The following is a 25,617-nucleotide window of genomic DNA, read 5'->3' on the forward strand; positions in this document are numbered from 1 at the left end:
TGGTCGAGGCGTTTTGGTGTTGCAGCTGGAATTGTTCCTAGATAGCGGGGCGCGCCACCAGCGATCGGGTCTCCTCACGGGCCTCGACCAATTCCACGCGGATGACGTCGCCGAGCTTGTAGCGCTCTTCGCCTTCCACCTGGATGCGGCCTTCCTTGTCGTCGATGACCACCTTGTCGCGGTCGCTGTGAATCATCGGAGCGGGGACGAAGGCGGTCGCGCCGTTCGCGGTCAGGCGCACGCGCATGCCGCCGCGGTTGATCGCGATGATCTCCGCCTCGAAGGCTTCCTGGGCCTTGGCGGCCGGTGTCAGGTAGCGCACGTAGAGCCAGTCCTTGACGTCGCGCTCGGCCATGCGGTTCAGGCGGCGACGCTCGGTCAGCTGTTCTGTCAGTGCCAGGGTGGCTTCCGCCGGCGCCTGCTCGCCCTTGAGCACTCGCTTGATCAGGCGATGGTTGACCATGTCGCCATACTTGCGAATCGGCGAGGTCCAGGTGGCGTAGGCGGCCAGGCCCAGTCCGAAGTGCGGCCCCGGGCGGGCGGACATGCTGGTGAAGCCCTGGAAACGGCGCAGGCGGGCATCCAGCCAGGCGTCGTCGCGGCTCTCCAGGGCACGCTTGAGCTCCTTGTAGCGGGGTAGCTCGGAGAGGGCCTCGAGTTCGACCTCGATCTCCTGGGCGGTGAGGAACTCGTGGGCGGCTTCGGCCTTCTCCGGCTCGAAGGCACGGTGGACATTGAAGATGCCGTGGCCCACCTTCTCTGCGAGCAGGTCGGCGCAGCAGGCGTTCGCCGCGATCATCGACTCCTCGATCATGCGGTTGGCGATGCGTCGCTGCTCGGTGCGGACGTTGAGCACGTTGCCGGCACGGTCCAGTTCGAAGACGAAATCGGGGCGGTCCTTGAACACCAGGGCGTGCTCGGCGCGCCAGGCACTGCGTGCCTCGGTCATGTCACGCAGCGCCTTGAGCTGCGGAGCGATCTCATCCGCCGGTGCCCACTCGCCCTGCCCCTCGATCCAGTCCGAGACCCGGTCATAGGCCAGCTTGGCGTGGGAGCGTGCGGTGGCGGCGAAGAAGCGGTAGTCGCCCAGGCTGCCGTCGGCTTCCACTTCCAGGGTGCAGGCCAGCACCGGGCGATCCTGGCCTTCCCACAGCGAGCAGAGGTCATCGGCCAGCTGCTCGGGCAGCATGGTGACATTCTGGCCCGGCAGGTAGACGGTAAAGGCGCGGGTGCGTGCCTCCAGGTCGGCGACATGCCCCTCCTGGACGTAGGCGGTGGGGTCGGCAATGGCTACCGTGAGCCGCCAGCCGCCATCCTCGCGGGGCTCGATGCGCAGGGCATCGTCCATGTCGCGGGTCTTCTCGCCGTCGATGGTGAAGAACGGCTCGGCGGTGAGGTCCTTGCGATCCAGGCCCTCGTCCAGCAACGGCCATTCGCTGCCGGCATCGGGGCACTCCTGCTCCAGGGCGTGCCGGGCCAGGGTGACTCGCCACGGCACGGCCGGGTCGTCGGTCTTGGCGACCAGCTCGTCGATCTGGGCGAAGAAGCCGCGATCGTTCTCCTTGAGCGGGTGGCGCACCAGGCGCGACACGACCCAGTCGCCGTCGCCGATGCTCGCCTCGTCGAGGCTGTTCTTGATCCGCGACTTGAGCACGTTCTTGATCGAGGGGTGGTCGGGGACCACTGCCAGGCGACCTTCGCGCTTCTGAACCCGGGCAATGAAGCGAGTCAGTCCGGGCTCCAGCAGGGCGTCGGGCTCGACCGAGGTTTTGTCGCCATTCTCGTGGATAGTGGCCTGGACTCGGTCGCCGTGAAGCACCTGCTTCATGGCAGGCGGCGGCACGAAATAGGACTGGCCGTCATCGGTTTCGAGAAAACCGAAGCCCTTGTCGGTGGCCTTGATCACGCCCTCGGCACGGGGCGTGGACTTGCGAATATTTTGCTTGAGCTGAGCGAGCAGCGGATTGTTCTGCAGCATGGTCACGAACGTGTGGCGGGGTAGGAGAGCCACTATACGGATTCCCGCGGCCGGCGCCAAACGCCACTAAGCCCAGCAACGAGGAAACAGCAGGTTGTGGCCAGGATAAGCCGACTACCAAGGCAAGGTGCGTCGGGGCAGTATCCATCCCCCGACGAGACGACAGCCATGAGTGGCATTTGCTAGGCTGATAGCCGCCATGAATACTGGATCTATTATGACGCCCCACCTCATCGTCTCCGACCTTGATGGCACCCTGCTGGATGCCAACCACGACCTCCATCCGCATACCATCGAGACACTGCGGGCCCTGGCGGATAGGGGCCACCACCTGGCCTTCGCCTCGGGGCGTCATTTCCGCGACATGCTGGCCTTCCGCGAGCGGCTCGGGGTGCCGATCCACGTGATCAGCACCAATGGCGCCTACCTGCATGGCCCCGATGACCGGCTGCTCTCCGCCCGGCACCTGGAAGCGGAGCTGGCCCTCGAGCTGATCGCCATGGAGCGCCATGACAGCGTACGACTCAATCTCTACCGGGAGGAGGAGTGGCTGATAGACGCGGCGGAGCCACGGCTGCTGGCCTATCACGCGCATACCGGCTTCGGCTACCGCATCTTCGAACCCGACGAACTCGACGGGGAAGGGGTGGGCAAAGTGCTCTACATCGGCGAGCCCGAGCGCTTGGCGGGGCTCGAAGCCCAGGTGATGGAACGCCACGGCGAGCGGCTGCACGTGACCTATTCCACCGTCAATTCGCTGGAGATCATGGCCGGCGGGGTGAACAAGGGCACCGCGCTGCAGGCCCTGCTGGATTCGCTGGGGGTCGAGTCGCGGCATTGCCTGGCCTTCGGCGACAACCTCAACGATACCGAGATGCTGGCCCTGGCCGGCGAGGCCCATGTCATGGCCAACGCCCATCCCGAGCTCGCCGGGCGTGTTCCCCACGCGCGAAGCATCGGCCACCACGCCGAGGTGGGCGTGGCCGCGTTGCTTCGGGAGCGGTTCGGAATATAAGGTCTGTGGTCGGTTGCTACCTTGGTCGCAGATGGCTTGTCGGGATGGCCGCACTTGACCATTATCGAAGCCCGACAATGACAACAATCACGGGCGTAGCCACGACACCGCCCCTTCCCATCGGACGACGATGACGACGACACCTGCCACCCTGATCGTGGTCGACGACGACCCGGAAATCCGTGAGCTGCTGGCCGACTATCTCGGTCGCCACGGCTATCGTGCGCTGGTCGCCGAGGATGCCGAAGCGCTGCATCGGCTGCTGATCCAGGAGACACCCGACCTGCTGATCGTCGATATCATGCTGCCCGGCGATGATGGCTTCACCATCTGCCGCGATGTGCGCCGCGACAGCCAGGTCCCCATCATCATGCTCACCGCCAGCGCCGACGAGACCGATCGGATTCTGGGCCTCGAACTCGGCGCGGACGACTATCTCGGCAAGCCATTCAACCCCCGGGAGCTGCTGGCGCGGATCAAGGCGGTGTTGCGTCGTGCACGGGGCAACCAGCAGCCCCAGGACCCGGCACGGGCGCGGCTGGTCAGCTTCGGTGGCTGGCAGCTGGACCGAATGACCCGCGAACTGATCGATCAGCAGGAGCGACGCACCCCGCTCTCCGGCGCCGATTTCCAGCTGCTGCAGGTGTTTCTCGAACACCCCGAGCAGATACTTTCCCGGGACGCGCTGTTCGAACTGACCCGTGGCCGGCCGGCGCCGCCGCTGGATCGTTCCATCGACGTGCATGTCTGCCGCTTGCGCCAGCGGCTCGGTGAGGATGCCCAGTACCATCAACTGATCCGTACCGTGAGAGGGGCGGGTTATGTACTCACCGCCCGGGTCGAAGCGCTGACGTGATGGATACCCGCTGGCGGCGGTGGCGCCGGCGACTGTCCCGCGGCCTGCCCAGGACGCTGCGCGGTCGCTTCGTGCTGATCATGATCGTCGGTGTGCTCGCCGCCCAGCTCGCCAGCTACGCCGTCTGGACCTCCCAGGTACGCTCCAGTCAGCTGGAGCAGCTCGACGAGCTGTCGCAGAATGTCGCCTACAGCGTGGCCTCGACCATGCGCTTCTTTCGCTCACTGCCCGTCGAATATCGCCACATCGTGCTCGACCAATTGCGCAACATGGGGGGGACCCGATTCTTCGTCAGCGTCAACGAGCGTCGCATTCCCGTCGATGACATCGGCTCGGGGGCGGAGAAGGCCCTGGTGGTGGGTAACTTTCGCGCCATCCTCGGGCGCGAATTGAACATCGACGAGGTTCTTGTGGAGTTCTCCCGGGCGGAAACCCTGCGGGTCTACAATAACGAGGTGCTGCTGCACGACCTGCCGCCGCGCTGGGGGCAGCACAGCCTGCTGATGGAGCCGCTGTCGCCGCCGATCCTGGTGGTGCAGCTGGAGCTCGAACCTGGCACCTGGCTCTACGTGGCGACCCTGCTGCCGGTGGCGGACCTGTTCAACGAATATCGCTGGCTCTCCGGCGAGCGCCTGCTGGCGGGGCTGATGGTGCTGCTGACGGTGATCGGGCTCTCGCTGCTGGGCATCCGCAGCGTCACCCGGCCGTTGGCACGCCTGTCCCGGGCGGCCCGCCAGTTGGGTGACGACCTGGATGCGCCGCCGCTGCGTGAGAGCGGCCCCAGGGAGGTGATGGCCACGGCGATGGCCTTCAACCGCATGCAGGAGCGAATTCGAGAGCAGGTCGACGAGCGTGAGCGGCTCTTCTCGGCGATCTCCCACGACCTCAAGACCCCCATCACCCGCATGCGGCTGAGGGCCGAGATGCTCGACGACCCGCTTCAGCGCGAGCGCTTCTGCGCCTCTCTCGATGAGCTCGATCTGCTGGTCAAGGGCGCGCTGGCGTCGGTCAAGGGCTTTGATCTTCACGAAGCGGTCGAAGACCTCGAGCCGCGAGCGGTGCTGGAAGAACTGGCCGACGACCTCGCGCTCCAGGGTGGCGAGGTGACGATCCGGGGACAGGCCGCACCGCTCGCCGTCAAGCCGCTGGCGTTCAAGCGCTGCCTGGCGAACCTGCTGGAGAATGCCGTCTTCTATGGCCAGCGCGCCGACGTGACGCTGGAAGACGGTCCCTCCCGCCTGATGATCACCATCCGCGACCATGGGCCGGGCATCCCCGAGAGACAGCGCGAGCGGGTCTTCTCGCCCTTCGTACGGCTCGAACCCTCCCGCAGTCGCAATACCGGCGGCAGCGGCCTGGGGCTGGGCATCGCCCGGCATATCGCCCGCGCCCTGGGCGGCGATATCGGTCTCGACAACCACCCCGAGGGCGGGCTGCGGGTACGCGTGACGCTGCCCCGGCCGCAGGATATTACGGGGCTGTAATATTCCGGCAATACGACGCCAACACTTCGCAGGACTAGGTAACCCCTCCTGTCGCGCTTCCTGGGTTAGCGTGTCGTTATCCGGTGTCACGCCGGAAACATAACAACTCGAGGAGTTACGCCATGCCTTCCTTCAAGCGGAATTGTTTCACCGCAACGCGTTTTCCCAGGACCGGGCTTGCCCTGGCCACGGCCCTGGCCGCTTCCGTGTCACTGACCAGCGCCCATGCCGCCGGTGAAGTCGAGGTCCTGCACTGGTGGACCTCCGGCGGCGAGGCCCGGGCCGCCAACGTGCTCAAGGAGCTGATGGAAGCCGAGGGGTACGGTTGGCAGGACTTCGCCGTCGCCGGTGGCGGTGGTGAAACCGCGATGACGGTACTCAAGTCCCGGGCCATGTCCGGCAACCCGCCCTCGGCGGCCCAGATCAAGGGGCCGGAGATCCAGGAGTGGGGCGAGCTGGGCCTGCTCGGCGAGCTCGACGAAGTCGCCGATGCGGAAGGCTGGGATGATCTGCTGCCCGAGACGGTGGCGGACATCATGCGCTACGACGGCCAGTACGTGGCCGTGCCGGTCAACGTCCACCGGGTCAACTGGCTCTGGGCCAACCCGGACGTGCTCGAACAGGCCGGCGTCGAGATGCCCACCACCCTGGATGAGCTGTTTGCCGCCGGCGAGGCGATCCGCGAGGCGGGCTTCATCCCGCTGGCCCACGGCGGTCAGGCCTGGCAGGACGCCACGGTGTTCGAGACCGTGCTGCTGGCGACGGGCGGCACCGAGTTCTTCCAGCAGGCGCTGGTGGATCTCGACCCCGAGGCACTGGGCAGCGAGCAGATGATCGAGGCGCTGGAAACCTTCAAGCGGCTGCGCGAGCTGATGGACGACGACATGTCCGGTCGCGACTGGAACATCGCCACCTCCATGGTGATCAACGGCGATGCCGGCATGCAGTTGATGGGCGACTGGGCCAAGGGTGAGTTCACCGCCGCCGAACTCACCGCCGGCGAGGATTACCTCTGCGCGGCTGCCCCGGGCACCGCCGATGCCTTCACCTTCAACATCGACAGCCTGGCGATGTTCCGCGTCGAGGGCGAAGAGCACGAGGCCCAGCAGGCACTGGCGCGGCTGGTGCTGGAGCCCACCTTCCAGGAGGCCTTCAACCTGGCCAAGGGCTCGATTCCCGCACGCCCCGACCTGGACATGAGCGAGTTCGATGCCTGCGCCCGGCAGTCCCTCGAGGACTTCCAGCGCACCGCAGAAGAGGGTGGCCTGGTGCCCAGCATGGCCCACGGCATGGCCGTGCGCGCCGACGTGCAGGGGGCCATCTTCGATGTGGTGACCAACTACTTCAATGCCCGTGACATGGAGGCCGAGCAGGCCGCCCAGCGCATGGTGAACGCGGCGCAAGCGGCGCTCTGACCGCCGCATCTCCTGGCCTGCCGGGCTCCAGCTTCATCGACCCCGGCAGGTCATCAGGCGACGCTTTCGTTCACGCCCGAGGTACTTCCCATGACCATCCTCTCCCACGCCGAGGAGCGCCCGGTGCGTCCCGCGGCACGGCGGACCGCTTCCGCACGCCTGCAGGACTGGCTGCCGCGGCTGGTATTGGCGCCCTCTGTCGCCATCACCCTGTTCTTCGTCTATGGCTTCATGCTCTGGACCTTCGTGCTGTCGCTGACCAGCTCGCGGATGTTGCCGAGCTACGACTTCGTCGGCTTTGCCCAGTATGCGCGGCTGATGGCCAACGACCGCTGGTGGGTCGCGTCCACCAACCTGGTGATCTTCGGCGGCCTGTTCGTGGCGATCTGCCTGGTCATCGGGGTGGTGCTCGCCATCCTGCTCGATCAGCGCATTCGTCAGGAGGGGGCGCTGCGTACCCTCTATCTCTATCCCATGGCGCTGTCGTTCATCGTCACCGGGGTGGTGTGGAAATGGTTGCTCAACCCCGGGCTCGGCATCCAGGCCATGGTGCGCAGCTGGGGCTTCGAGAGCTTTACCTTCAACTGGATCGTCGACCCCGACATGGCGATCTACACCCTGGTGCTGGCCGCCGTGTGGCAGGCGTCCGGTTTCGTCATGGCGCTGTTCCTGGCCGGCCTGCGGGGGATCGACGACAGCATCATCAAGGCCGCCCAGCTCGATGGAGCCAGCCTGCCGCGCACCTACCTGCTGGTGATCCTGCCCTGCCTGCGACCGGTGGTGTTCAGTGCGGTGATGATCCTGTCGCATATCGCCATCAAGAGCTTCGATCTGGTCGTCGCCCTGACCGGGGGTGGCCCAGGCTACGCTACCGACCTGCCGGCCACCTTCATGTACACCCACGCCTTCACCCGGGCGCAGATCGGGCTGGGTTCGGCCAGTGCCATGCTGATGCTTGGCGGTGTGCTGGCGATCCTGATTCCCTATCTCTACTCCGAGCTGAGGAGTCGCAAGCATGGATAACGTGATTCGTCGTCGTACGCCCGCGGCCCGCCTGGGCCGGATGGCGGTCTATGCGGTGCTGCTGCTGGCGGCGCTCTTCTACCTGCTGCCCCTGGTGGTGATGCTGATCACCTCGTTCAAGCCGCTCCAGGAGATCAGCCCCGGCACGCTGCTGTCGCTGCCCCAGTCGCCCACCGTGGAACCCTGGGTCAAGGCCTGGGGCGAAGCCTGCACCGGCATGCGCTGCGAGGGCATCGGCGGCTACTTCTTCAACTCCATTGCCATCGTGGTGCCGGCGGTGCTGATCTCCACCGCGGTGGGCGCGCTCAACGGCTACGCCCTGACAAAGTGGCGCTTCAAGGGCTCGGAGCTGCTCTTCGCCCTGATGCTGTTCGGCTGCTTCATCCCCTTCCAGGTGGTGCTGCTGCCCATGGCACAGACCCTTGGCTGGCTGGGGCTGTCGAGCTCGAGGGCTGGCCTGATTCTGGTCCACGTCATCTTCGGGATCGCCTTCACCACGCTGTTCTTCCGCAACTTCTACGTGGCGGTGCCCACCGAGCTGGTCTCGGCGGCCAAGATCGACGGTGCCGGCTTCTTCCGGATCTTCTGGCGCATCCTGCTGCCGGTCTCTGCGCCGATCATCGTGGTCTCGGTGATCTGGCAGTTCACCCAGATCTGGAACGACTTCCTGTTCGGCGTGGCCTTCTCGGCCCACAACACCCAGCCGGTGACCGTGGCACTCAACAATCTGGTCAACACCTCTACCGGCACCCGCGAATACAACGTCGACATGGCCGCCGCCATGATCGCGGCGCTGCCGACCCTGGTGGTCTATGTGCTGGCAGGCAAGTACTTCGTTCGTGGGCTCACCGCCGGCTCGGTCAAGGGCTAGCGCTCAAGAGAGAACAACAAGGGGTATCCACCATGTCTGCTCTAGAAATTCGCAGTGTTCGCAAGGAGTTCGGCGGCGAGCGCGTGCTCAAGGATGTCAGCCTGGCCATCGAGTCCGGGGAGTTCCTGATCCTGGTCGGCCCGTCGGGCTGCGGCAAGTCGACACTGATGAACGCCATCGCCGGCCTGGAGCCGGTGACCTCTGGCGAGATCCACATCGCCGACGAGGACGTCACCTGGCGGACGCCGGCCGAGCGGGATATCGCCATGGTGTTCCAGTCCTACGCGCTCTATCCCAGCATGACCGTGCGCGGCAACATCAGCTTCGGCCTGGAGATGCGCAAGGTGCCGAAGGCCGAGCGCGAGGCCACCGTCGAGCGGGTCGCCGACCTGCTGCAGATCTCACACCTGCTCGAGCGCAAGCCCTCGCAGCTCTCCGGCGGCCAGCGCCAGCGTGTCGCCATGGGGCGGGCCCTGGCCCGGGAGCCGAAGGTCTATCTCTTCGATGAACCGCTCTCCAACCTGGATGCCAAGCTGCGGGTGGACATGCGCACCGAGATCAAGAAGCTGCATCAGCGGCTCGGCACCACCATCGTCTACGTGACCCACGACCAGATCGAGGCCATGACCCTGGCCGATCGCATCGCCGTGATGCGCGACGGCAATATCCTGCAGTTGGGCACCCCCGACGAGGTCTACAACGACCCGGTGGATATCTTCGTGGCGGGGTTCATGGGCTCGCCGTCGATGAATTTCATCACGGCTAGTCTGGAGGGCGGGGCAGGGGGCTACCGATTACGTATCGTCACCGCGGGCGAGGAAGCGCTGGTGCTGCCCTGGCCCGTGTCGCGGGAAACCCCGGCCATGGCCGAGCAGGTCGGGCGCTCCATCATACTGGGGCTGCGCCCGGAGCACTTCAGCGAGGAGGACTCACGGCTCAGCGGCATGGACGAGGGGACGCCGGTCTCGGCCAGGGTCAGCGTGGCAGAACCCACCGGAGCCGATATCCTGCTGAGGCTGCCGCTGGGGGATGGCGAGGTCACGGCCCGGGTCGGCCCGAAGTGCACGGTCGTGCCGGGGGAGCGCCTGGGACTACGCGTCGACATGGGTCGCGCAGTGCTCTTCGACAGCCAGACGGAACAGCGCCTGGCCTAGGAGCCTGTCGGACTTAACGCTGATCTACTGCGAGATCCGGTCTTTCGGCAAAGGCCTGCTGCCCCTGGCCGGGCAGCAGGTCAACGGCGGGTGTCGTGCTTGCGCTCAGCGAACGGTAATGACGGTACATTCGGCGGCGTGACTCACCTTGTGGGAAACGCTGCCCACGACCAGCCCGCGCAGGTCGCTGAGCCCGCGGCTACCCATGATGATGGCTTCTACCCCGCGTGTCTTCGCTTCGCTGACGATAGTGCGGGCCGGGTCGCCACGGCCGATGGCGGTCTCGATCTTGGTCACGCCCTTGTCGCGAGCCGCCTGGGCGGCCTTTTCCACCACTTGCTGCCCGATGTCATCGCGCTCCTGGCGAGAAGCCTCGACGGCGATGGCCCCGATGCCCCATACCAGCGTCGTCTCGTGGGAGAGTTCTTCGGGGATATGCAGGATGTGCAGAGTGGCATCGGCCTGGTTGGCCAGCTGGCAGGCAACGGAAAGGGCTTTCTTGGCGCTTTCAGAGCCATCGACGGGAACCAGGATGGTATTGAACATGGTCGTGTTCCTTCTTGAAAGGTGAGGGCTGATCCTTATGTTAGAGACTAGCGGCTCGGAGCCGAGCTGTCATGACCGGGGTCAAGAAGCGCGTGGCTACGATACTCATTCCTTCACCTCGAGGCGGCGCAGCTGCTGCCAGAGTTCGCTGCGCAGGTCGGCCATGCGCGGTGCCTCGCCGATATCGAAGCCGATCGGCCGCGTCAGTCGCTGGGTACGCAGGCCCAGCCGCGCACTGAGCAGGCCCACCCCCATGCCCTGGCCGGCACGGGTCGAGAGCCGTCCAGCCAGGTTAAGCGAGAGAATCTCCATGCCCGCTTCGCTGGCCATCTCGGTTGCGCCGGCAAAGGCCATGTTGTAGAGCACGCTACGCAGCAGGCGCAGGCGGCTGGCATAGCCGAGTTCCAGGCCGTAGAGACGGCATATCCGGTCGATCATCGCCAGGTTGCGCCAGGCGACCAGCGCCATGTCCACCAGGGTCAGCGGGCTCACCGCCACCATCACCGCCGTCTCGCCGGACATCCGCGAGATCAGGCGTCGTGCCTCCCGGTCGCGGGGTGCCAGCAGATGATGTGCGAGCAGCTGGCGCACTTCCGTCCCGCTGTGGTGAGACTGGTGAGCGGCCAGGAAGGCCTGCCAGTGAGGGTGGTCGTCATCGAGCTTCAGCTGCGTCTTGAGCAGTCTGGCCAGACCCATGGCCTCGGCGGTGCCGACTTCCTGCAACTTGCCTAGTCTTGCGCGCAGGGTGTCGTGGCGACGCAGTCGACGCAGCCGCCAGGCTTCACGCAGCAGCGCGCCGGCGCCCAGGCCGATGGCGCCCAGTCCCAGCAGGGCCCAGCCGCCGCTGAGCCAGTCGCCGCCGGTGAGGGCCGCCGGCAGGCGCAGGGCGAGCTCCACCGTGCCCAGGGCCAGGCTCCCGCCCAGCAGCGTAAGGAGGCCCCAGCGGCGCTTGCGTGGCCGGCCGAGGCTAACCGAAAGCGCCTGTTCGGTGGGGCCGTCGATGGGCTCCTCGATGGGGCGTGTCGGCAGCTCGGCGGCGAAGTCCTGGCGCGGCCGTGGCGTCTCACTCCCCAGTGGCGGAATAGGCTCGTCCAGCGTAAACCGGCGGCCGGGACGGGGATCGGTGGGGCCGGGCGCTTCGCGGTCCTGGCCGGGGTGACGGTTATCGCTCATTGCAGCTTGTCTCCGATCAGACAGTCCAGCGCGGCGTCCAGGCGAATGTGGGGCAGGGCGCCGCCTTCCCGTGGGGCAGGGCGGAAGGCGCGGAAGTCGAAGCCCTGCCGTGCCCAGAACTCCGCTTCGGGCAACTGGGCGGGGACCTCACCGGGAAAAACCAGGACGTCTTCGCCTTCCAGGGTGGTGCCACGCAGCGCGGGTGTGCGCTGTTTCTGGTGCTCCACGGCATGGGTTTCGGTGGCGCGAATCGCAGCCAATGATAGCGCCTTGACCGGCACATTGGCGTAGCGCAGGTCCTGCAGGGGTTCGGCGAGCAACGCCTCCAGCAGCGAGGTCAGGTTGCCATGCTGCTCCGGCGTCACATGGTCGGCCTTGGTGGCGGCGATGGCCAGGCGGTCGATGCGAGGGGCAAACAGACGCGACAGCAGGCTGCGCTTGCCGTAGTCGAAGCTCTGCATCAGCGTGGTGAGCGCCTGGGAGAGGTCCTCGAAGCGTTCCGGGCCGGCATTGAGGGCGCCCAGCACGTCCACCAGCACGATCTGCCGGTCGAAGCGGCGGAAGTGATCGCGGTAGAAAGGTCGCACGATATGTTGCTGATAATGGCGAAAGCGGGCGGCCAGGGTCGCGTAGACACTGTCCGGCGGTAGCTTGGTCAGCCTGGTATCGTCGTAGTCCTTCAGTGCGGGCAGGGGGAAGAACTGCAGCACCGGCGCCCCCTCGAGATCGCCCGGGAGCAGGAAGCGGCCTGGCTGCAGGTTGGCAAAGCCCGCTTCCCGGGCGGCCTGCAGGCTGCGGGCATAGAGGCTGGCGATGTTGGCCAGCTCCGCCTCGTTGGCTTCGGCGGCGGGGTCGAGCTCGGCGGCGACGCTTTCCCACTCGGCGAGCAGCGCGCGGCGCTGTTCGCCGGCATTGGCCAGCATCGCCCGGCTCCAGCCGGGGTAATCGTGGCCCAGCAGTGGCAGGTCGAGCAGCCACTCGCCGGGGTAGTCGAACAGGTCCAGGCTCAGCTCGGCGGTCTCGCTGCGCAGCAGTCCGCGTCGCGCCGGGCGATAGCGGATCGACAGGCGCAGCTCGCTGATGCCGCGGGTGGGTTCCGGCCAGCATGGCGGGTCGGCGTCGAGGGACGCCATGGCCTGGTCGTAGGGAAAGCGCGGCACGCCCAGGTCCGGCTGGCTGATACGGCGGGCACCCAGCAGGCGGCCTTCCCGGGCCACCGGCATCAGGTCCAGCCTGGCTTCGAGGCCGGCATGGCGAAGCTGGTTGACCAGCGACGTGAGAAAGGCGGTCTTGCCGGCGCGTGACAGGCCGGTGACCGCCAGGCGTAGCTGGCGGTCGCGTCCACGTTCGATCAGGTTGGTCAGTTCCCGGGCCAAAGGCTGGCGCATCAGTGAGGATTCCCTTCGCAGCAAGCTCAGCCGCTAATGTGAGGGCGTTGGGGGCGTCTGGCAAGGCGTTGCCAGGCCAATAAGGTGATGGGTACCAGTGACAGGGGGATCAGCAGGGCGTTGAGCAGTGACCAGCCCAGCATGCTGGCCAGTGGCCCGGCGAGCAAGGCCGTGAAGGCTACGGTAGAGAACACCAGGAATTCGTTGGCGGCCTGAGTGCGTGCCTTTTCGACCGGGCGATAGGTTTCGGTGAGTAGACCGGTAGCCGGCAGGAAAGTGAAGTTCCAGCCTAGCCCGAGCAGGATCAGTGCAGCATGAAAGCCCGCCACGCCCGCTTCGAACTGCGCCACTATGCCGCATGCCACCAGCAGCAGGCAGCCGGTGGCGATCATGCGATGAGGACCGAAACGGGCGGTAAGATGACCGGTGACGAACGAAGGGAGGAACATGGCCAGTACATGCCATTGAATGGTGGTGGCAACGTGATCGAAATGATGGCCGGCATCGGCCATGGCCAGCGGTGTTGCCGTCATGGCCAGGTTCATGACCCCGTAGCCCACCAGCGCCGAGACCACGGCGACGAGGAACACCGGCTGGCGCATGATCTCACCCAGCGGACGCGCGTTACCTTCTCCGTGGGTGACCTCGGGAGGCGGGAGTCGTATCAGTAGCAGGATGACAAGGGCGACCAGATAGAGCACCCCGAGGCCGAGGAAACTGCCGAGGAAGGGTGTTTGAGTGAGTTCTCGGCTGACGCGGGCCAGCCAGGGGCCAAAGAAAGCGGCCAGCACGCCGCCGCCCATGACCAGGCCAATGGCACGGTCGCGTAGCGCCAGGGGCGCGGCCTCCACGGCGGCGAAGCGGTAGAGCTGGCCGAAGCCGATGCCGATACCGATCAGCCAGGTGCCCAGCATGAAGAGTGCGAAGTGATCGCCAGTCAATGCCTGGACGACGACGCCCACGCCAACCAGCCCCATGACGTTGCCCAGCATGAAGCCCCGCTTGCGCCCCAGACGGGCCATGATCAGCGAGGCGGGGATGGTGGCGCACATCAATCCTAGCCACTGGGTAGCCACCGGCGCGGTGGACCAGGCCGGGGAGGGCGCCAGGCTGGCGCCTATCAACGGCGAAACGGCGATCAGCAGGATATTGCCGCTGATCAGCAGCGCCTGGCAGAGGGAGAGTAACGTGACACTGAGGGGCATGGGTTATGTCCTTGTTAATCAGATGCTGTCGTCACGGGCAGTCGAGGCGCTACCAGGGCCGAAGCGCTGGTGATACTGTCTGGGGGAAACGCCATAGTGGCGCAGGAATAGCCGGCGCAGCTGTTCGGCCCCACCCAGCCTCCACTGCCGAGCCAGGCGCTCCAGGGGTGGCGGTCCGTGGTTCTCGATAAGGCTTAGACGTGCCTGCTCCAGCCGCAGCCGGGTCAGGTAGGCACCGGGTGTCGTGTCCAGCTGACGGCGAAAGAGCCGTGACAGATGGCGTGGTGACACGGAGATGTAGTCTGCCATCTCGCCCAGTCGATGCGGCCTTCCGGGGTCGGCGTGAAGCCGGTCGAGCAAGCGTCGCAGCGAACCCGTTGCCCTGTTCTGACTGGCCAGGATTTCGCTGAATTGTGACTGTCCGCCGGGACGTCGCAGAAACAGCACCAATTCCCGCGCCACCTGGCCGGCGAGGTCGCTGCCGTGGTCGTTTTCCAATAGGGCCAGCGCAAGATCGATGCCCGCGGTGACCCCGGCGCTGCTATAGATCCCGCCCGACTCGAGATACAGGGCATCCCCTTGCACGTCGATATCGGGATAATCATTGGCTAGCTGCTGGCAATGTCGCCAGTGGGTAGTGGCCTGACGGCCATTCAGCAATCCCGCCGCGGCGAGCAGGAAGGCGCCACTGCAGACTGAACCCAACCGACGCACCGTCCCGGACTGCTGGCGAAGCACCTCGAGAAGCGTCGTGTCTTGACACTGCGCCATGACGCCGCGGCCACCGGCAACCAGCAACGTGTCGATCGGTTCCAGCGTCGCGAGAGCACCCCAGGCGATATCGGCTTGAAGGGTCAGGCCGCTGTTGCTGACTACGGGTCCCGGCTGTGCCGCGATCAGGTGCAAGGTATAGAGGCTGTCGCCGCCGAGTTCGTTGGCGGTGGCGAAGACCTGCCATGGGCCGCTGATATCCAGCAGTTGGCAGCCAGGGTAGGCCAGTATGGCAAGGGTGCGAGGCATGGCAGGACTCTTCTCAAGGCATCACGCGAGCATGATCGCTATCGAGTAAGAGTGTCGGTCCTGGTGAATATGTCTGCAATGACTCTATTCCCACCAATAAAGACATGGTCTTGACCGCTGACACTGGCTGGGCTCGACCTCGCAGAGGATTTACCGCGCAGATACCTCATGCTGTCATGCCTAGCCACATCTTGTAGAAGAGCGGCAGGGCGGCGACCAGGAAGCCGGCGACGGCCATGGCATAGCCCGGCCACCGATGGCGCATGCGCTGGGCCAGGGTCAGCCCGACCAGACAGATCGCCAGGCCGATCAGGTTGAAGACCAGGGTGAACATTTCGATCAGTTCCTGAGGGGACATGCTGGCTCCCGGGCGTTGATGGCGGCTTGCTGGTGAGATCGCCGCCAGAGTGCTTCTGTGATCATATCAGGCCGCCATAACCGAACCGAATGCGGCCAGGGTGAGCGTTACCTGAACAGCGAGGATGTGATATGGGCGATACGCTACCAAATGCCGACGTCGTCGTCGGCTACTGGTTCGATGAGCTTTCCCTCGGAAAGTGGTTTCGCAAGGATATCGAACTTGATGCACAGATCGGCCAGCGCTTCCTGGGCTTGCACCGTGCGGCCGCGGACGGCGAGCTGTGGACGTAGCGTCGATCGGTCACGGCTGCGCCAACGGCCGTCATAATTTCCAGAAGTTATGAAAAAACGAAAGTCGGTTCAGGTGTAAGCCAACCGGTTACCAAGCTGCCCGAGGCTGGTAATGCTGCCCGGTAACGGCAATGACTGAGTTCAAAACCCTAGTTTTACATCCTGATGAATGAGCCGGAATCAACATGATGGGCACCATGTACGCCAGCGCACAGATACGAACTCTCCCGTAACATATGCTATGCATGAGGTCTATCGGGGTGCATTCAGTATAAGGTCTGGAGGTGTCTACGAAACTCGGGGCGATTCAAACAATGCCGTGGTGCTGAGGCAATACCTGAGAATGCTGGGGTGTTCTACTCTGCGTAGCCCACTATGGCCAATTCCGGTCGAAAGTTGGCGACGCTAGTGGAAGGGGTGTCAGGTCACCGATGATGCGGCCGGATCGATTCGACTGAAAAGGAACCATCCCATGCCTTATGTCCACGAAGTACTCGAGGCCCTGCGCAGAAGCAGCCCGGCCCAGACCGAGTTCTACCAGGCCGCCGAGGAGGTGCTGGAGTGCCTGCGCCCGCTCTTCGAGCGTAGTCCCCACTACCTCGGACAAGGCATCATCGAGCGTCTCGTAGAACCGGAGCGCCAGATCCTGTTCCGTGTTTGCTGGGTCGACGATGCCGGCAAGGTACAGGTCAACAAGGGTTTCCGCGTTCAGTTCAACTCTGCCCTCGGCCCCTACAAGGGCGGGCTGCGTTTTCACCCCAGCGTCACCTCGGGCACCATCAAGTTCCTGGGCTTCGAGCAGATCTTCAAGAATGCTCTTACAGGGCTGCCCATCGGCGGCGGCAAGGGCGGGTCGGACTTTGACCCCAAAGGCCGGTCTGACGTCGAGGTCATGCGCTTCTGCCAGTCCTTCATGACAGAACTTTATCGCCACATCGGCCCGACCACCGACGTACCGGCGGGCGACATCGGCGTGGGCGCCCGTGAGATCGGCTTCCTCTATGGACAGTATAAACGCCTGACCGGCCGCTACGAGGGGGTTCTGACCGGCAAGAGCCTGGACTGGGGCGGTTCACTCGGGCGAAAGGAGGCCACCGGCTACGGCACAGTCTACTTCGCCGAGAACATGCTCAAGGCCCGCGGCGAGACCCTGGAAGGCAAGACCTGCCTGGTCTCCGGTGCCGGTAATGTGGCCATTTACACCATCGAGAAGCTCCATGAGCTAGGCGCGATTCCCGTCACCTGCTCCGACTCGCGCGGAACCCTCCATCACGCCAGCGGCATCGACCTAGCCCTGCTCAAGGTACTCAAGGAGGACAATCGCGTATCGCTGGAGGCCTACCTGAAGACTCATCCCGAGGCCAGCTACCAGCCTGTCGCCGATTACCCGGCCGACGGTCACGCGGTCTGGCGGATCGAGGGTGACGTGGCGTTCCCCAGCGCCACCCAGAACGAACTGACCGAGGCTGACGCCGAGGCCTTACTTGCCAACGGTGTGACTTGCATCAGCGAGGGGGCCAATATGCCGTCTTCCACTGCTGCCGTGGACCGCTTTCTGGAAGCGAAGGTAGCTTACGGCCCCGGCAAGGCGGCCAATGCGGGCGGCGTAGCCACCAGCCAGCTGGAGATGGCCCAGAACAGCAGCATGGCGCAGTGGCCGATGGAAAAGGTCGACGTCAAACTTAAAGAGATCATGACGAACATTCACCGGCAATGTGCCGAGACTGCCGCCGAGTTTGACGATCCCACCAACCTGGTGCTCGGCGCCAACATCGCCGGCTTCCGCAGGGTGGCAGATGCAATGATCGAGCAGGGCATAGTCTGAGTTGGCCTCACGGCCCGCTGCCACCCCACCAGAAAACCAAGCGCTACACCATTATAAGTGGTTGGTATTGTTTCCGCGCTTGCCAGACCCACCCTGGACTTCAAGTCGCACTTAATCCCCAGAAGTCAGCAATGTGGTGCGTGGAAGAGATATTCACTTCAAGCATGTAGTCGCCGCGCGAGCCGTAACTGTTTTTACCATATGTCTTCAGCGGTGTGCCGTGGCCCATACCGGTAATGCTGTATTCTTCAATGAGTTCTCGACCCTCGGCATCACTCCAGACTCGTCGGGGATAGCCATTAACGATGTTCGTGCTTGATGGCTTTTTCTCAAGATCATGAATCCCGCGCCACTGTCCGAGGATTGCATTGGCGTTCGAGGCATTAACCGTACGGTCACCGCTTCCGTGCCAGACCGACAGTGTTGGCCACGGTCCCTCATGCATAGAGGCATCCCGCAACCGTGTTTCAAGCTGTTGCGCTGTTGGGTATCCAAGACCTTTCATTCGGAGTAGGGCCTCAGGGAGTGTGTCAGCACCGCCGTACGGCAAACCGGCGATGATAGCGCCGCCAGCAAAAATTTCCGGGTAGGTCGCAAGCATGACTGACGTCATGGCACCGCCAGCTGACAACCCTGTGATGAAGATGCGCTGACGGTCGATGCCATGATCGCTGACCACTTGTTCAACCATATGCAAAATGGAGAGCGGCTCGCCAGCGCCGCGATGGCAGTCGTCAGGCTCGAACCAATTGAAACTGAGCGTCAAATTGTTCACGCGCTGCTGCTCGGGGAAAAGCAATGCAACACCATATAGGTCAGCAATGTCAGACCAGCCGGCACCCACGTCATAGTCAGCAGCTGTCTGATCGCTACCATGCAGCACGACGACGAGCGGTGCACCCGTAGGCAAGTCCTCCGGTATATAGATCTTGGCATTCAAGGCGCCCGGGTTCGACCCGAATTCATTCAAGTCCACCAGACGGTCATTCTGGCTGTTGCTTCCGCCCATATATAAGGCGCGCTGGTTTGTTCCTAATTCGTTCAGGTTTTCCAGATGGTCATTCTGGTTGTTGCTTCCGCCCATATACGTATTGGGATCCATAAGGTTCATTATAAACTCTCTGATTTATGGTGAGACATCCATTGATAGGCTGCTCCTATACCATGCTTTGAAAACCATGTTACTCGACCTTCGAGAACTCCTCTGTGCGTTAGCGAACATAATAATTTGACGCTATCAGGCCTTCTTCCAAAAAGACTCTGCAAGCTACGACTTTCTTCTCGAGCAATCAAAATCAATTATTCGACGTGTTTGTCGACTGCATGCTCTTGTCGGACTGCCGCTGGCTGTTGTTAAGTCTGGATCGCTTGTCGAGCAACGAGCTGCGAATGACCCAGGAGCTAATCGAAAACATGCTGGGCGTGCGTCGAAAGAGTGTCACCGAATCTGCCGGAAAGCTGCAGAGAACCGGCCTTATTTCCAACCATCGGGGGAGCATCAGCAGGCCCGACCAGACAGATCGCCAGGCCGATCAGGTTGAAGACCAGGGTGAACATGTCGATCAGTTCCTGAGGGGGCATGCCGGCTCCCGGGCGTTGATGGGGGCTTGCTGGGGAGAACGCCGCCAGAGTGCTACTGTGATCATATCAGGCCGCCATAACCGAACCGAATGCGGCTAGGGTGAGCGCTACCTGAACAGCGAGGATGTGATATGGGCGATACGCTACCAAATGCCGACGTCGTCGTCGGCTACTGGTTCGATGAGCTTTCCCCCGGACAGTGGTTTCGCAAGGATATCGAACTCGATGCACAGATCGGCCAGCGCTTCCTGGGCTTGCACCGTGCGGCCGCGGCCGGCGAGCTGTGGACGTGGCGTCGATCGGTCACGGGGCGGCTGGCCGAGATCCTGGTGCTCGACCAGTTCTCCCGTAATCTGTACCGCGACCTGCCGGCTGCCTTTGCTCAGGATTCCATGGCACTGGTGCTCGCTCAGGAGGCGGTGGCGCAGGGCCTGGACCTGGAGCTCGACGTGAGCGAACGCGCCTTTCTCTACATGCCCTATATGCACAGCGAGTCGCTCAGGGTTCACGACGAAGCTATGCGCCTGTTCGATCAGCCGGGCCTGGAGGACAACCTGAACTTCGAGCAGCGCCACCGGGATATTCTCCTGCGCTTCGGCCGCTACCCCCATCGCAACGCCATTCTCGGGCGCGAATCCACCGGTGAAGAGCTGGCCTTTCTGCTGGAGCCCGGCTCTTCGTTCTGAGCGACACTTCCCCGTGGCACCCTACTGAGGCACCATTGGGAACATCCGAGCATTCGGGCATCACCACCTCTGGCATCACTACAAGGAAGGAGAGACGATATGGGTTTGATCGCTTGGCTGATTATCGGTGGTCTCGCTGGCTGGATTGCCGGCAACATCATGCGTGGCGGTGGCTTCGGTATTCTGGCCAATATCGGCGTGGGTATCGTGGGTGCGGTGATCGGGGGATTCCTGTTCAGCTTGTTGGGCCTGCAGGCCGGGGGATTCATCGGCTCGCTGGTGACTGCGACCGTGGGCGCCGTGGTGCTGTTGTGGATCATCTCGAAGGTCAGGGAGGCGTAGCTCGACAATTGCCCTGACTGGACGCAAGACGGCCCGGTATTTACCGGGCCGTCTTGCGTCTGGCCGTGACGTTACTCACCGTGACGTGCCTTCGTCTGCCTGGGCCTGTCCAAAGCCGAATGAGGAGGGCGGATGTCGCCAGGCTTCCTCATCGAGTGTCGGTCGTCGACGGACGGACTTTAACGCGATAAACGTTATCTTTTGTACGTATAACCTGAGCTGATTGGCAGCGAGTCGATGCCGGACTACCTTTCAATCGAAGCGGGTAGAAACCGATGGAACGACACTGCCACAGGAGCGTGACATGGCGAAAAATCCCCATACCAATCCCAATAGTGGTGAAGCCAACGATACGGACTTCAAGACCGACGAACAGAGCAAGTCGGAGAACCTGGAAAAGTACCGTAGCGATGCCACAGGGCATGACCTGCGCACCAATCATGGCACGCGAATTGCGGACAACCACAACTCGCTGAAAGCCGGTGAGCGTGGCCCTACCCTGATGGAAGACTTCGCCTTCCGCGAGAAAATCAACCATTTCGATAACGAGCGCATCCCCGAGCGTATCGTCCATGCCCGTGGTGCCGCGGCCCACGGCTATTTCCAGCCCTACGACAACGCCGCTCAGTACTCCAAGGCGGGGCTGTTCCAGGATCCGGGCAAGAAGACGCCGGTCTTTGTGCGCTTCTCGACGGTGCAGGGCGCACGAGGTTCCAACGATACCGTGCGTGATGTGCGCGGCTTCGCCACCAAGTTCTACACCGACGAGGGTGTCTGGGACCTGGTCGGCAACGACATGCCGGTATTCTTCATCCAGGATGCGATCAAGTTCCCCGATTTCGTCCACGCGGTGAAGCCGGAGCCCCACAACGAGATTCCCCAGGGCCAGTCCGCCCATGACACCTTCTGGGACTTCGTCTCGCTGATGCCGGAGTCGGCCCACATGGTGCTGTGGACCATGTCGGATCGAGGCTTCCCGCGGCACTACCGCAACATGGAAGGCTTCGGGGTGCACACCTTCCGCCTGATCGACAAGCAGGGCACGTCGCGCTTCGTCAAGTTCCACTGGAAGCCGCTGGCCGGTACCTGCTCGCTGATCTGGGATGAGGCGCAGAAACTGTGGGGCCGCGATCCCGACTTCAACCGCCGCATGATGTGGGAGGACATCGAGAACGGCGATGTCATCGAGTTTGAACTGGGTATCCAGGTGGTGGAAGAGGAAGACGAGCACAGCTTCGATTTCGATATCCTCGACCCCACCAAGATCATTCCGGAGGAGGTGGTGCCGGTTACCCTGATCGGCAAGATGGTGCTCAACCGCAACCCGGACAACTACTTCGCCGAGACCGAGCAGGTGGCATTCAATCCCGCTCATGTGGTGCCTGGCATCGATTTCTCCAACGACCCGCTGCTGCAGGGGCGGCTGTTCTCCTATCTCGATACCCAGATGCTGCGTCTCGGTGGGCCGAACTTCCACGAGATCCCCATCAACCAGCCGGTCTGTCCGTTTCATAACAACCAGCGAGACTCCATGCATCGCCAGACCATCAACAAGGGGCAGGCTTCCTACGAGCCCAACTCCATCGATGGCGGCTGGCCGCGTGAGACCCCGCCGGCGCCGGAAAATGGCGGTTTCGAAAGCCATCACGAGCGCATCGATGCCCACAAGATACGTGCGCGCAGCGACTCCTTCGGCGACCACTACTCCCAGGCCACGCTGTTCTGGAACAGCCAGACCGACGTGGAGAAGGAGCACATCATCGCCGCCTACGCCTTCGAGCTCTCAAAGGTGCAGCGGCCCTGGATTCGCGAGCGGGTGATTCAGGAGATCCTGCCCAACATCGACCTGGAGCTGGCGCGTCGGGTCGGCGAGATGCACGGCATGGAAACCCCCAGCAGCAAGCCCGCCCCGGCAGAGGAGCTGGGCAGAAGTTCGCTTTCCGAATCGCCTGCCCTGAGCCTGATGGCGCGCCTCCCGGGCAATATCCGGTACCGCAAGGTAGCCATTCTGGTGGCAGATGGCGTCGATGCCGAGCAGGTCGAGGCGATCAAGCAGAAGCTCTCCGCCGAAGGCGCCGAAGGCCTCGTCATCGCGCCGACCATGGCGCCGGTCAAAGGCGCCAATGGCCAGGCCGTGACGCCGGACGCCATGCTCAACGGCATGCCGTCGGTGGCGGTGGATGCAGTGATCGTGGCGGGTGGTGACCAGAGCGCGACAGCCCTGTCCGAGTCCGGGCTTGGCCGCTACTACGTGCAGGAGGCCTACAAGCACCTGAAGGTGATTGCCGCCGTAGGTGAAGGAAAGGCGTTGTTGGCCGCCGCCGATGTGCCCACCGGGGAGGAGGGCATCGTGCTGGGCGGCACGGTGGACGATATCTTCACCCCGTTCAGCCAGGCCCTGGGGCAGCACCGGGTCTGGGCGCGTGATGCCAAGGCCAATGATATGCCGGCCTGAGCCTAGGGCGTTAGACAGTAGGGCACGCAAAAAACGCCTCACCGGCCGTGGCCGGTGAGGCGTTTTTTCGACGTCAGGTGTCGATCAGGCGGTGGCCTTGCTGCCCACCAGCTCCTTGAGCGACTCCTCGACGATGGCCAGGCCCTCTTCGAGAACTTCGTCCTCGATGGTGACGGGCATCAAAAAGCGGATGGTGTTGCCGTACAGGCCGCAGGAGAGCAGGACCAGCCCCTTCTCGCGGGCCTTCTTGCACAGCGCACCGGCCAGGTCGGCATCCGGGGTATGGTTTGCCTTGTTGGAAACCAGGTCGAGTGCTGCCATGGCGCCCATGTTGCGGCCGTTGTCGACACAGTCGAAGTCCTCCTGCCATTGGGCGAAGCGCTTGGCCAGCTTGTCGCCCAGCGCCTGGCTCTTGCCCAGGATATCTTCACTCTCGAAGACCTCAAGCACCGCCAGTGCCGCCGCACAGGCAGTGGGGCTGCCGGTATAGGTGCCGCCCAGGGAGTTGGGGCCGGAGGCATCCATGTGCTTGTCGGTGCCCACCACGGCGGAGATCGGCATGCCGTCGGCCATGCTCTTGGCCATGGTGATAATGTCCGGCTCGACCCCGCTGTGCTCGATGGCGAACATCTTGCCGGTGCGCCCGAAGCCGCTCTGGACCTCGTCGACGATCATCAGCATGCCGTACTCGTCGCAGATCTCGCGGATCGCCTTGAGGAAGCTGGCCGGCGCCGGGTAGAAGCCACCTTCACCGAGTACGGGCTCCAAGACGATGGCGGCGGTGTCCTTCGGGTTGGCGTCGGTCTTGAGTGCCATCTTCAGGCCGCGCAGCGCCTCGTCCTCGCTGACGCCATGGTAGGGGACCGGATAGGGCGCGCGGAAGACATTGCCCGGCATGGTCCCGAAGTCGGTGGCGTAGGGAGCGACCTTGCCGTTCATTGCCATGGTCATGAAGGTACGACCGTGGTAGCCGCCGTCGAAGCAGATCACGTTGTTCTTGCCGGTGGCGGCGCGGGCGATCTTGACGGCGTTCTCCAGAGCCTCGGCGCCGGAGTTGGCCAGCATTACCTTGGCGTGACCGCGCACAGGGGTCACCTGGCTGAGCTTCTCGGCCACCCTTACGTAGCCTTCGTAGGGCATCACCGTCTGGCAGGTATGCATGACCTTGTCCAGCTGTGCCTTCACCGCCTCGACCACCTTGGGGTGGCGATGGCCGATGTTGAGCACGCCGATGCCGCCGGCGAAGTCGATGATGCGGTTGCCATCGGCATCCCAGATCAGCGCATTCTCGGCGCGATCGGCGAACTGGGTCGCCGGGCTGGCGGCGCCATTGGCGACATAGCGCTGCTTGAGTTCGTTGAGCTGTGCGTTATTCATCAAACCTGTCTCCTTGGAAAGACGTCGTGGGCGATCAAAGGCCGCCGACACAGACGTATTTTAGTTCAGTGAATTCATCCAGGCCGTGGTGTGAGCCTTCGCGGCCCAGGCCCGACTCCTTGACGCCGCCGAAGGGGGCCAGTTCGGTGGAGAGAATCCCCTCGTTAACCGCCACCATGCCATATTCCAGTGCCTCCATGACATGCCAGATGCGCCGATAATCCCTGGCGTAGAAATAGGCCGCCAGGCCGAATTCGGTGGCGTTGGCCATGGCAATGGCCTCTTCGTCGCTATCGAAGCGGAAGACCGGCGCCAGCGGTCCGAAGGTCTCCTCGGTCGCCACGCGCATCTCGGCGGTGACATCGGCGATCACGGTGGGCTCGAAGAAGGTGCCGCCCAGGCCATGGGGTTTGCCGCCGCAGACCAGCCGGCCGCCCTTTTCCAGGGCATCGGCGATGTGCGCCTGGACCTTCTCCACCGCGGCCCGGTTGATCAGCGGTCCCTGCATCACGCCGTCTTCCAGGCCATTGCCCACCTTCATCTGTGCCACCTTGGCAGCCAGCTTGTCGAGGAAGGCATCATAGACACCATCCTGCACCAGCAGCCGGTTGGTACAGACGCAGGTCTGGCCCGAGTTGCGGTACTTGGAAGCGATGGCGCCCTCCACCGCGGCGTCCAGGTCGGCGTCGTCGAAGACAATGAAGGGGGCGTTGCCGCCCAGCTCCATGGAGGCCTTCTTGACGGTGCCGGCGCACTGGGCCAGCAGGCGCTTGCCCACCGGGGTGGAGCCGGTGAAGGAGACCTTGCGCACGCGCGGATCGGTGGTGAGGACCTCGCCGATGGCGGCGGGGGAGCTTGCCGTGACCACGTTGAGCACACCGGCGGGGAAGCCCACGTCCTCGGCCAGCTTCGCCAGGGCCAGGGCGGTCAGCGGGGTGGCCTCGGCGGGCTTGATCACCACCGGGCAGCCCGCGGCGAGTGCCGGGGCACACTTGCGCGTGATCATGGCCAGGGGGAAGTTCCACGGCGTGATCGCCGCCACGACACCGATCGGTTCGCGAAACACCAGGACGCGCTTGTCGGCGCCGTGGCTGGGCAGCGTCTCGCCGGCCATGCGCTTGGCTTCCTCGGCGTAGAATTCCACGAAGGAGGCGCCGTAGGCGACCTCACCCATGGATTCGGCCAGCGGCTTGCCCTGCTCCAGGGTCATCAGCCGGGCCAGCGCTTCCTGGTTGGCCATGATGGCGTCGAACCAGGCCCGCAGCAGGGCGGCGCGCTGCTTGGCGGTCTGCCTGCGCCAGGCGGGCCAGGCGGCATCTGCCGCTGCCACGGCATCCCGGGCGGCGTCCGCGTCGAGATCCGCCACCTCGGCGAGTACCTCGCCGGTTGCGGGGTTGGTCACGGCAAAGCGATCAGGGCCGTCGCGCCACTGTCCGGCGATGTAAGCCTTGTCGATGATGGAATCTGCAGGGAGAGGCATGGGGGCTCCAGGGGCGTTGATTATCTTGTCTTTGGAGTGTGCATTATTTAAAACGCTTCGCCAAGTCCTCCCCTTTGCCGTGCTGCTTTTTC

23 protein-coding genes are annotated in these 25,617 nt (G+C 64.0%); 13 read left to right on the top strand and 10 right to left on the bottom strand.

Translation table 11 applies throughout. The annotated features are described in order from the left end of the window. Positions 1-37: 37 nt before the first annotated feature. Entirely contained in the window at positions 38-1,978 is a 1,941-nt protein-coding gene (locus tag DU505_RS09180; RefSeq protein WP_114478693.1) for an exoribonuclease II, read from the bottom strand. A gap of 217 nt (positions 1,979-2,195) precedes the next feature. Here DU505_RS09180 and DU505_RS09185 point away from each other — a divergent pair, with 217 nt between their 5' ends. From DU505_RS09185 to DU505_RS09215, 7 genes are all read left to right on the top strand, one after another. Beyond that, positions 2,196-2,993: a Cof-type HAD-IIB family hydrolase gene (locus DU505_RS09185; RefSeq protein ID WP_114478694.1), complete on the top strand. Its 798-nt coding sequence runs from the start codon at positions 2,196-2,198 to the stop codon at positions 2,991-2,993. A gap of 130 nt (positions 2,994-3,123) precedes the next feature. Beyond that, positions 3,124-3,849 carry a response regulator gene (locus DU505_RS09190; RefSeq protein WP_114478695.1) on the top strand — a complete coding sequence of 242 codons (726 nt, stop codon included), beginning with the start codon at positions 3,124-3,126 and terminating at the stop codon, positions 3,847-3,849. Then, a complete protein-coding gene (locus tag DU505_RS09195) occupies positions 3,849-5,333 on the top strand; it encodes an ATP-binding protein (protein WP_114478696.1) in 1,485 nt (494 codons plus the stop codon). The genes DU505_RS09190 and DU505_RS09195 overlap by 1 nt, the downstream gene beginning before the upstream one ends. 122 nt (positions 5,334-5,455) lie before the next feature. Continuing rightward, positions 5,456-6,748 carry an ABC transporter substrate-binding protein gene (locus DU505_RS09200; protein ID WP_114478697.1) on the top strand — a complete coding sequence of 431 codons (1,293 nt, stop codon included), beginning with the start codon at positions 5,456-5,458 and terminating at the stop codon, positions 6,746-6,748. A 90-nt stretch (positions 6,749-6,838) separates the two neighbouring features. Then, on the top strand, positions 6,839-7,771 hold the full coding sequence (locus DU505_RS09205) for a carbohydrate ABC transporter permease (protein WP_114478698.1): 933 nt from the start codon (positions 6,839-6,841) through the stop codon (positions 7,769-7,771). After that, positions 7,764-8,642 carry a carbohydrate ABC transporter permease gene (locus DU505_RS09210; protein WP_114478699.1) on the top strand — a complete coding sequence of 293 codons (879 nt, stop codon included), beginning with the start codon at positions 7,764-7,766 and terminating at the stop codon, positions 8,640-8,642. The genes DU505_RS09205 and DU505_RS09210 overlap by 8 nt, the downstream gene beginning before the upstream one ends. A 32-nt stretch (positions 8,643-8,674) precedes the next feature. After that, complete coding sequence (locus DU505_RS09215; protein WP_114478700.1) at positions 8,675-9,796, top strand: ABC transporter ATP-binding protein; 1,122 nt, start codon at positions 8,675-8,677, stop codon at positions 9,794-9,796. Between the two features lie 105 nt (positions 9,797-9,901). On the opposite strand, the gene DU505_RS09220 is transcribed toward DU505_RS09215, so the two are convergent. From DU505_RS09220 to DU505_RS09245, 6 genes are all read right to left on the bottom strand, one after another. After that, the gene (locus tag DU505_RS09220; protein WP_114478701.1) at positions 9,902-10,342 is read right to left on the bottom strand and encodes a universal stress protein; all 441 of its coding nucleotides are present in this window, start codon (positions 10,340-10,342) and stop codon (positions 9,902-9,904) included. A gap of 105 nt (positions 10,343-10,447) precedes the next feature. Beyond that, complete coding sequence (locus tag DU505_RS09225) at positions 10,448-11,515, bottom strand: YcjF family protein (protein ID WP_114478702.1); 1,068 nt, start codon at positions 11,513-11,515, stop codon at positions 10,448-10,450. Further along, positions 11,512-12,903, bottom strand: a complete 1,392-nt coding sequence (locus tag DU505_RS09230) for a YcjX family GTP-binding protein (RefSeq protein WP_114478703.1) — start codon at positions 12,901-12,903, stop codon at positions 11,512-11,514. The genes DU505_RS09225 and DU505_RS09230 overlap by 4 nt, the downstream gene beginning before the upstream one ends. 26 nt (positions 12,904-12,929) lie before the next feature. Beyond that, on the bottom strand, positions 12,930-14,108 hold the full coding sequence (locus DU505_RS09235; protein ID WP_114478704.1) for an MFS transporter: 1,179 nt from the start codon (positions 14,106-14,108) through the stop codon (positions 12,930-12,932). Between the two features lie 18 nt (positions 14,109-14,126). After that, positions 14,127-15,128 carry a GlxA family transcriptional regulator gene (locus DU505_RS09240; protein WP_114478705.1) on the bottom strand — a complete coding sequence of 334 codons (1,002 nt, stop codon included), beginning with the start codon at positions 15,126-15,128 and terminating at the stop codon, positions 14,127-14,129. A 166-nt stretch (positions 15,129-15,294) separates the two neighbouring features. Continuing rightward, on the bottom strand, positions 15,295-15,486 hold the full coding sequence (locus tag DU505_RS09245) for a hypothetical protein (RefSeq protein ID WP_114478706.1): 192 nt from the start codon (positions 15,484-15,486) through the stop codon (positions 15,295-15,297). A 131-nt stretch (positions 15,487-15,617) separates the two neighbouring features. Between DU505_RS09245 and DU505_RS22545 the strand changes: the two genes are divergently transcribed. Further along, entirely contained in the window at positions 15,618-15,779 is a 162-nt protein-coding gene (locus DU505_RS22545) for a DUF924 family protein (RefSeq protein ID WP_181872780.1), read from the top strand. Positions 15,780-16,251: 472 nt separating this feature from the next. Then, complete coding sequence (gene gdhA / locus DU505_RS09250; protein WP_114478707.1) at positions 16,252-17,604, top strand: NADP-specific glutamate dehydrogenase; 1,353 nt, start codon at positions 16,252-16,254, stop codon at positions 17,602-17,604. 100 nt (positions 17,605-17,704) lie between these two features. Here gdhA and DU505_RS09255 read toward each other — a convergent pair whose 3' ends face one another. Next, positions 17,705-18,715, bottom strand: coding sequence for an extracellular catalytic domain type 1 short-chain-length polyhydroxyalkanoate depolymerase (locus DU505_RS09255; RefSeq protein WP_245947859.1), 1,011 nt, complete (start codon positions 18,713-18,715; stop codon positions 17,705-17,707). Between the two features lie 278 nt (positions 18,716-18,993). Between DU505_RS09255 and DU505_RS09260 the strand changes: the two genes are divergently transcribed. The 4 genes from DU505_RS09260 to katE all read left to right on the top strand — a co-directional run bounded on the left by DU505_RS09260 (position 18,994) and on the right by katE (position 22,668). Further along, positions 18,994-19,284, top strand: a complete 291-nt coding sequence (locus DU505_RS09260) for a helix-turn-helix domain-containing protein (RefSeq protein WP_245947860.1) — start codon at positions 18,994-18,996, stop codon at positions 19,282-19,284. 32 nt (positions 19,285-19,316) lie between these two features. Further along, positions 19,317-19,871: a DUF924 family protein gene (locus tag DU505_RS09265; RefSeq protein WP_114478708.1), complete on the top strand. Its 555-nt coding sequence runs from the start codon at positions 19,317-19,319 to the stop codon at positions 19,869-19,871. A gap of 99 nt (positions 19,872-19,970) precedes the next feature. Beyond that, on the top strand, positions 19,971-20,213 hold the full coding sequence (locus DU505_RS09270) for a GlsB/YeaQ/YmgE family stress response membrane protein (RefSeq protein WP_114478709.1): 243 nt from the start codon (positions 19,971-19,973) through the stop codon (positions 20,211-20,213). Positions 20,214-20,517: 304 nt separating this feature from the next. Next, positions 20,518-22,668 (top strand): catalase HPII, encoded by a 2,151-nt coding sequence (gene katE / locus DU505_RS09275; RefSeq protein ID WP_114478710.1) that lies wholly within the window; start codon positions 20,518-20,520, stop codon positions 22,666-22,668. Between the two features lie 84 nt (positions 22,669-22,752). Here the strand turns inward: katE and gabT are convergent, their stop codons facing one another. Then, positions 22,753-24,045 (bottom strand): 4-aminobutyrate--2-oxoglutarate transaminase, encoded by a 1,293-nt coding sequence (gabT, locus tag DU505_RS09280; protein ID WP_114478711.1) that lies wholly within the window; start codon positions 24,043-24,045, stop codon positions 22,753-22,755. 34 nt (positions 24,046-24,079) lie between these two features. Next, complete coding sequence (locus DU505_RS09285) at positions 24,080-25,525, bottom strand: NAD-dependent succinate-semialdehyde dehydrogenase (RefSeq protein WP_114478712.1); 1,446 nt, start codon at positions 25,523-25,525, stop codon at positions 24,080-24,082. Positions 25,526-25,617 lie beyond the last annotated feature (92 nt).

Source organism: Billgrantia montanilacus (assembly GCF_003336675.1).
GTDB classification, from domain to species: Bacteria; Pseudomonadota; Gammaproteobacteria; order Pseudomonadales; family Halomonadaceae; genus Halomonas; species Halomonas montanilacus.

Bases quoted from the DNA above. Each gene is read 5' to 3' on its own strand.
- DU505_RS09180 (WP_114478693.1), bottom strand. From the start codon at position 1,978: ATGCTGCAGAACAATCCGCTGCTCGCTCAGCTCAAGCAAAATATTCGC.
- DU505_RS09185 (WP_114478694.1), top strand. From the start codon at position 2,196: ATGACGCCCCACCTCATCGTCTCCGACCTTGATGGCACCCTGCTGGAT.
- DU505_RS09190 (WP_114478695.1), top strand. From the start codon at position 3,124: ATGACGACGACACCTGCCACCCTGATCGTGGTCGACGACGACCCGGAA.
- DU505_RS09195 (WP_114478696.1), top strand. From the start codon at position 3,849: ATGGATACCCGCTGGCGGCGGTGGCGCCGGCGACTGTCCCGCGGCCTG.
- DU505_RS09200 (WP_114478697.1), top strand. From the start codon at position 5,456: ATGCCTTCCTTCAAGCGGAATTGTTTCACCGCAACGCGTTTTCCCAGG.
- DU505_RS09205 (WP_114478698.1), top strand. From the start codon at position 6,839: ATGACCATCCTCTCCCACGCCGAGGAGCGCCCGGTGCGTCCCGCGGCA.
- DU505_RS09210 (WP_114478699.1), top strand. From the start codon at position 7,764: ATGGATAACGTGATTCGTCGTCGTACGCCCGCGGCCCGCCTGGGCCGG.
- DU505_RS09215 (WP_114478700.1), top strand. From the start codon at position 8,675: ATGTCTGCTCTAGAAATTCGCAGTGTTCGCAAGGAGTTCGGCGGCGAG.
- DU505_RS09220 (WP_114478701.1), bottom strand. From the start codon at position 10,342: ATGTTCAATACCATCCTGGTTCCCGTCGATGGCTCTGAAAGCGCCAAG.
- DU505_RS09225 (WP_114478702.1), bottom strand. From the start codon at position 11,515: ATGAGCGATAACCGTCACCCCGGCCAGGACCGCGAAGCGCCCGGCCCC.
- DU505_RS09230 (WP_114478703.1), bottom strand. From the start codon at position 12,903: ATGCGCCAGCCTTTGGCCCGGGAACTGACCAACCTGATCGAACGTGGA.
- DU505_RS09235 (WP_114478704.1), bottom strand. From the start codon at position 14,108: ATGCCCCTCAGTGTCACGTTACTCTCCCTCTGCCAGGCGCTGCTGATC.
- DU505_RS09240 (WP_114478705.1), bottom strand. From the start codon at position 15,128: ATGCCTCGCACCCTTGCCATACTGGCCTACCCTGGCTGCCAACTGCTG.
- DU505_RS09245 (WP_114478706.1), bottom strand. From the start codon at position 15,486: ATGTCCCCTCAGGAACTGATCGAAATGTTCACCCTGGTCTTCAACCTG.
- DU505_RS22545 (WP_181872780.1), top strand. From the start codon at position 15,618: ATGGGCGATACGCTACCAAATGCCGACGTCGTCGTCGGCTACTGGTTC.
- gdhA (WP_114478707.1), top strand. From the start codon at position 16,252: ATGCCTTATGTCCACGAAGTACTCGAGGCCCTGCGCAGAAGCAGCCCG.
- DU505_RS09255 (WP_245947859.1), bottom strand. From the start codon at position 18,715: ATGAACCTTATGGATCCCAATACGTATATGGGCGGAAGCAACAACCAG.
- DU505_RS09260 (WP_245947860.1), top strand. From the start codon at position 18,994: ATGACCCAGGAGCTAATCGAAAACATGCTGGGCGTGCGTCGAAAGAGT.
- DU505_RS09265 (WP_114478708.1), top strand. From the start codon at position 19,317: ATGGGCGATACGCTACCAAATGCCGACGTCGTCGTCGGCTACTGGTTC.
- DU505_RS09270 (WP_114478709.1), top strand. From the start codon at position 19,971: ATGGGTTTGATCGCTTGGCTGATTATCGGTGGTCTCGCTGGCTGGATT.
- katE (WP_114478710.1), top strand. From the start codon at position 20,518: ATGGCGAAAAATCCCCATACCAATCCCAATAGTGGTGAAGCCAACGAT.
- gabT (WP_114478711.1), bottom strand. From the start codon at position 24,045: ATGAATAACGCACAGCTCAACGAACTCAAGCAGCGCTATGTCGCCAAT.
- DU505_RS09285 (WP_114478712.1), bottom strand. From the start codon at position 25,525: ATGCCTCTCCCTGCAGATTCCATCATCGACAAGGCTTACATCGCCGGA.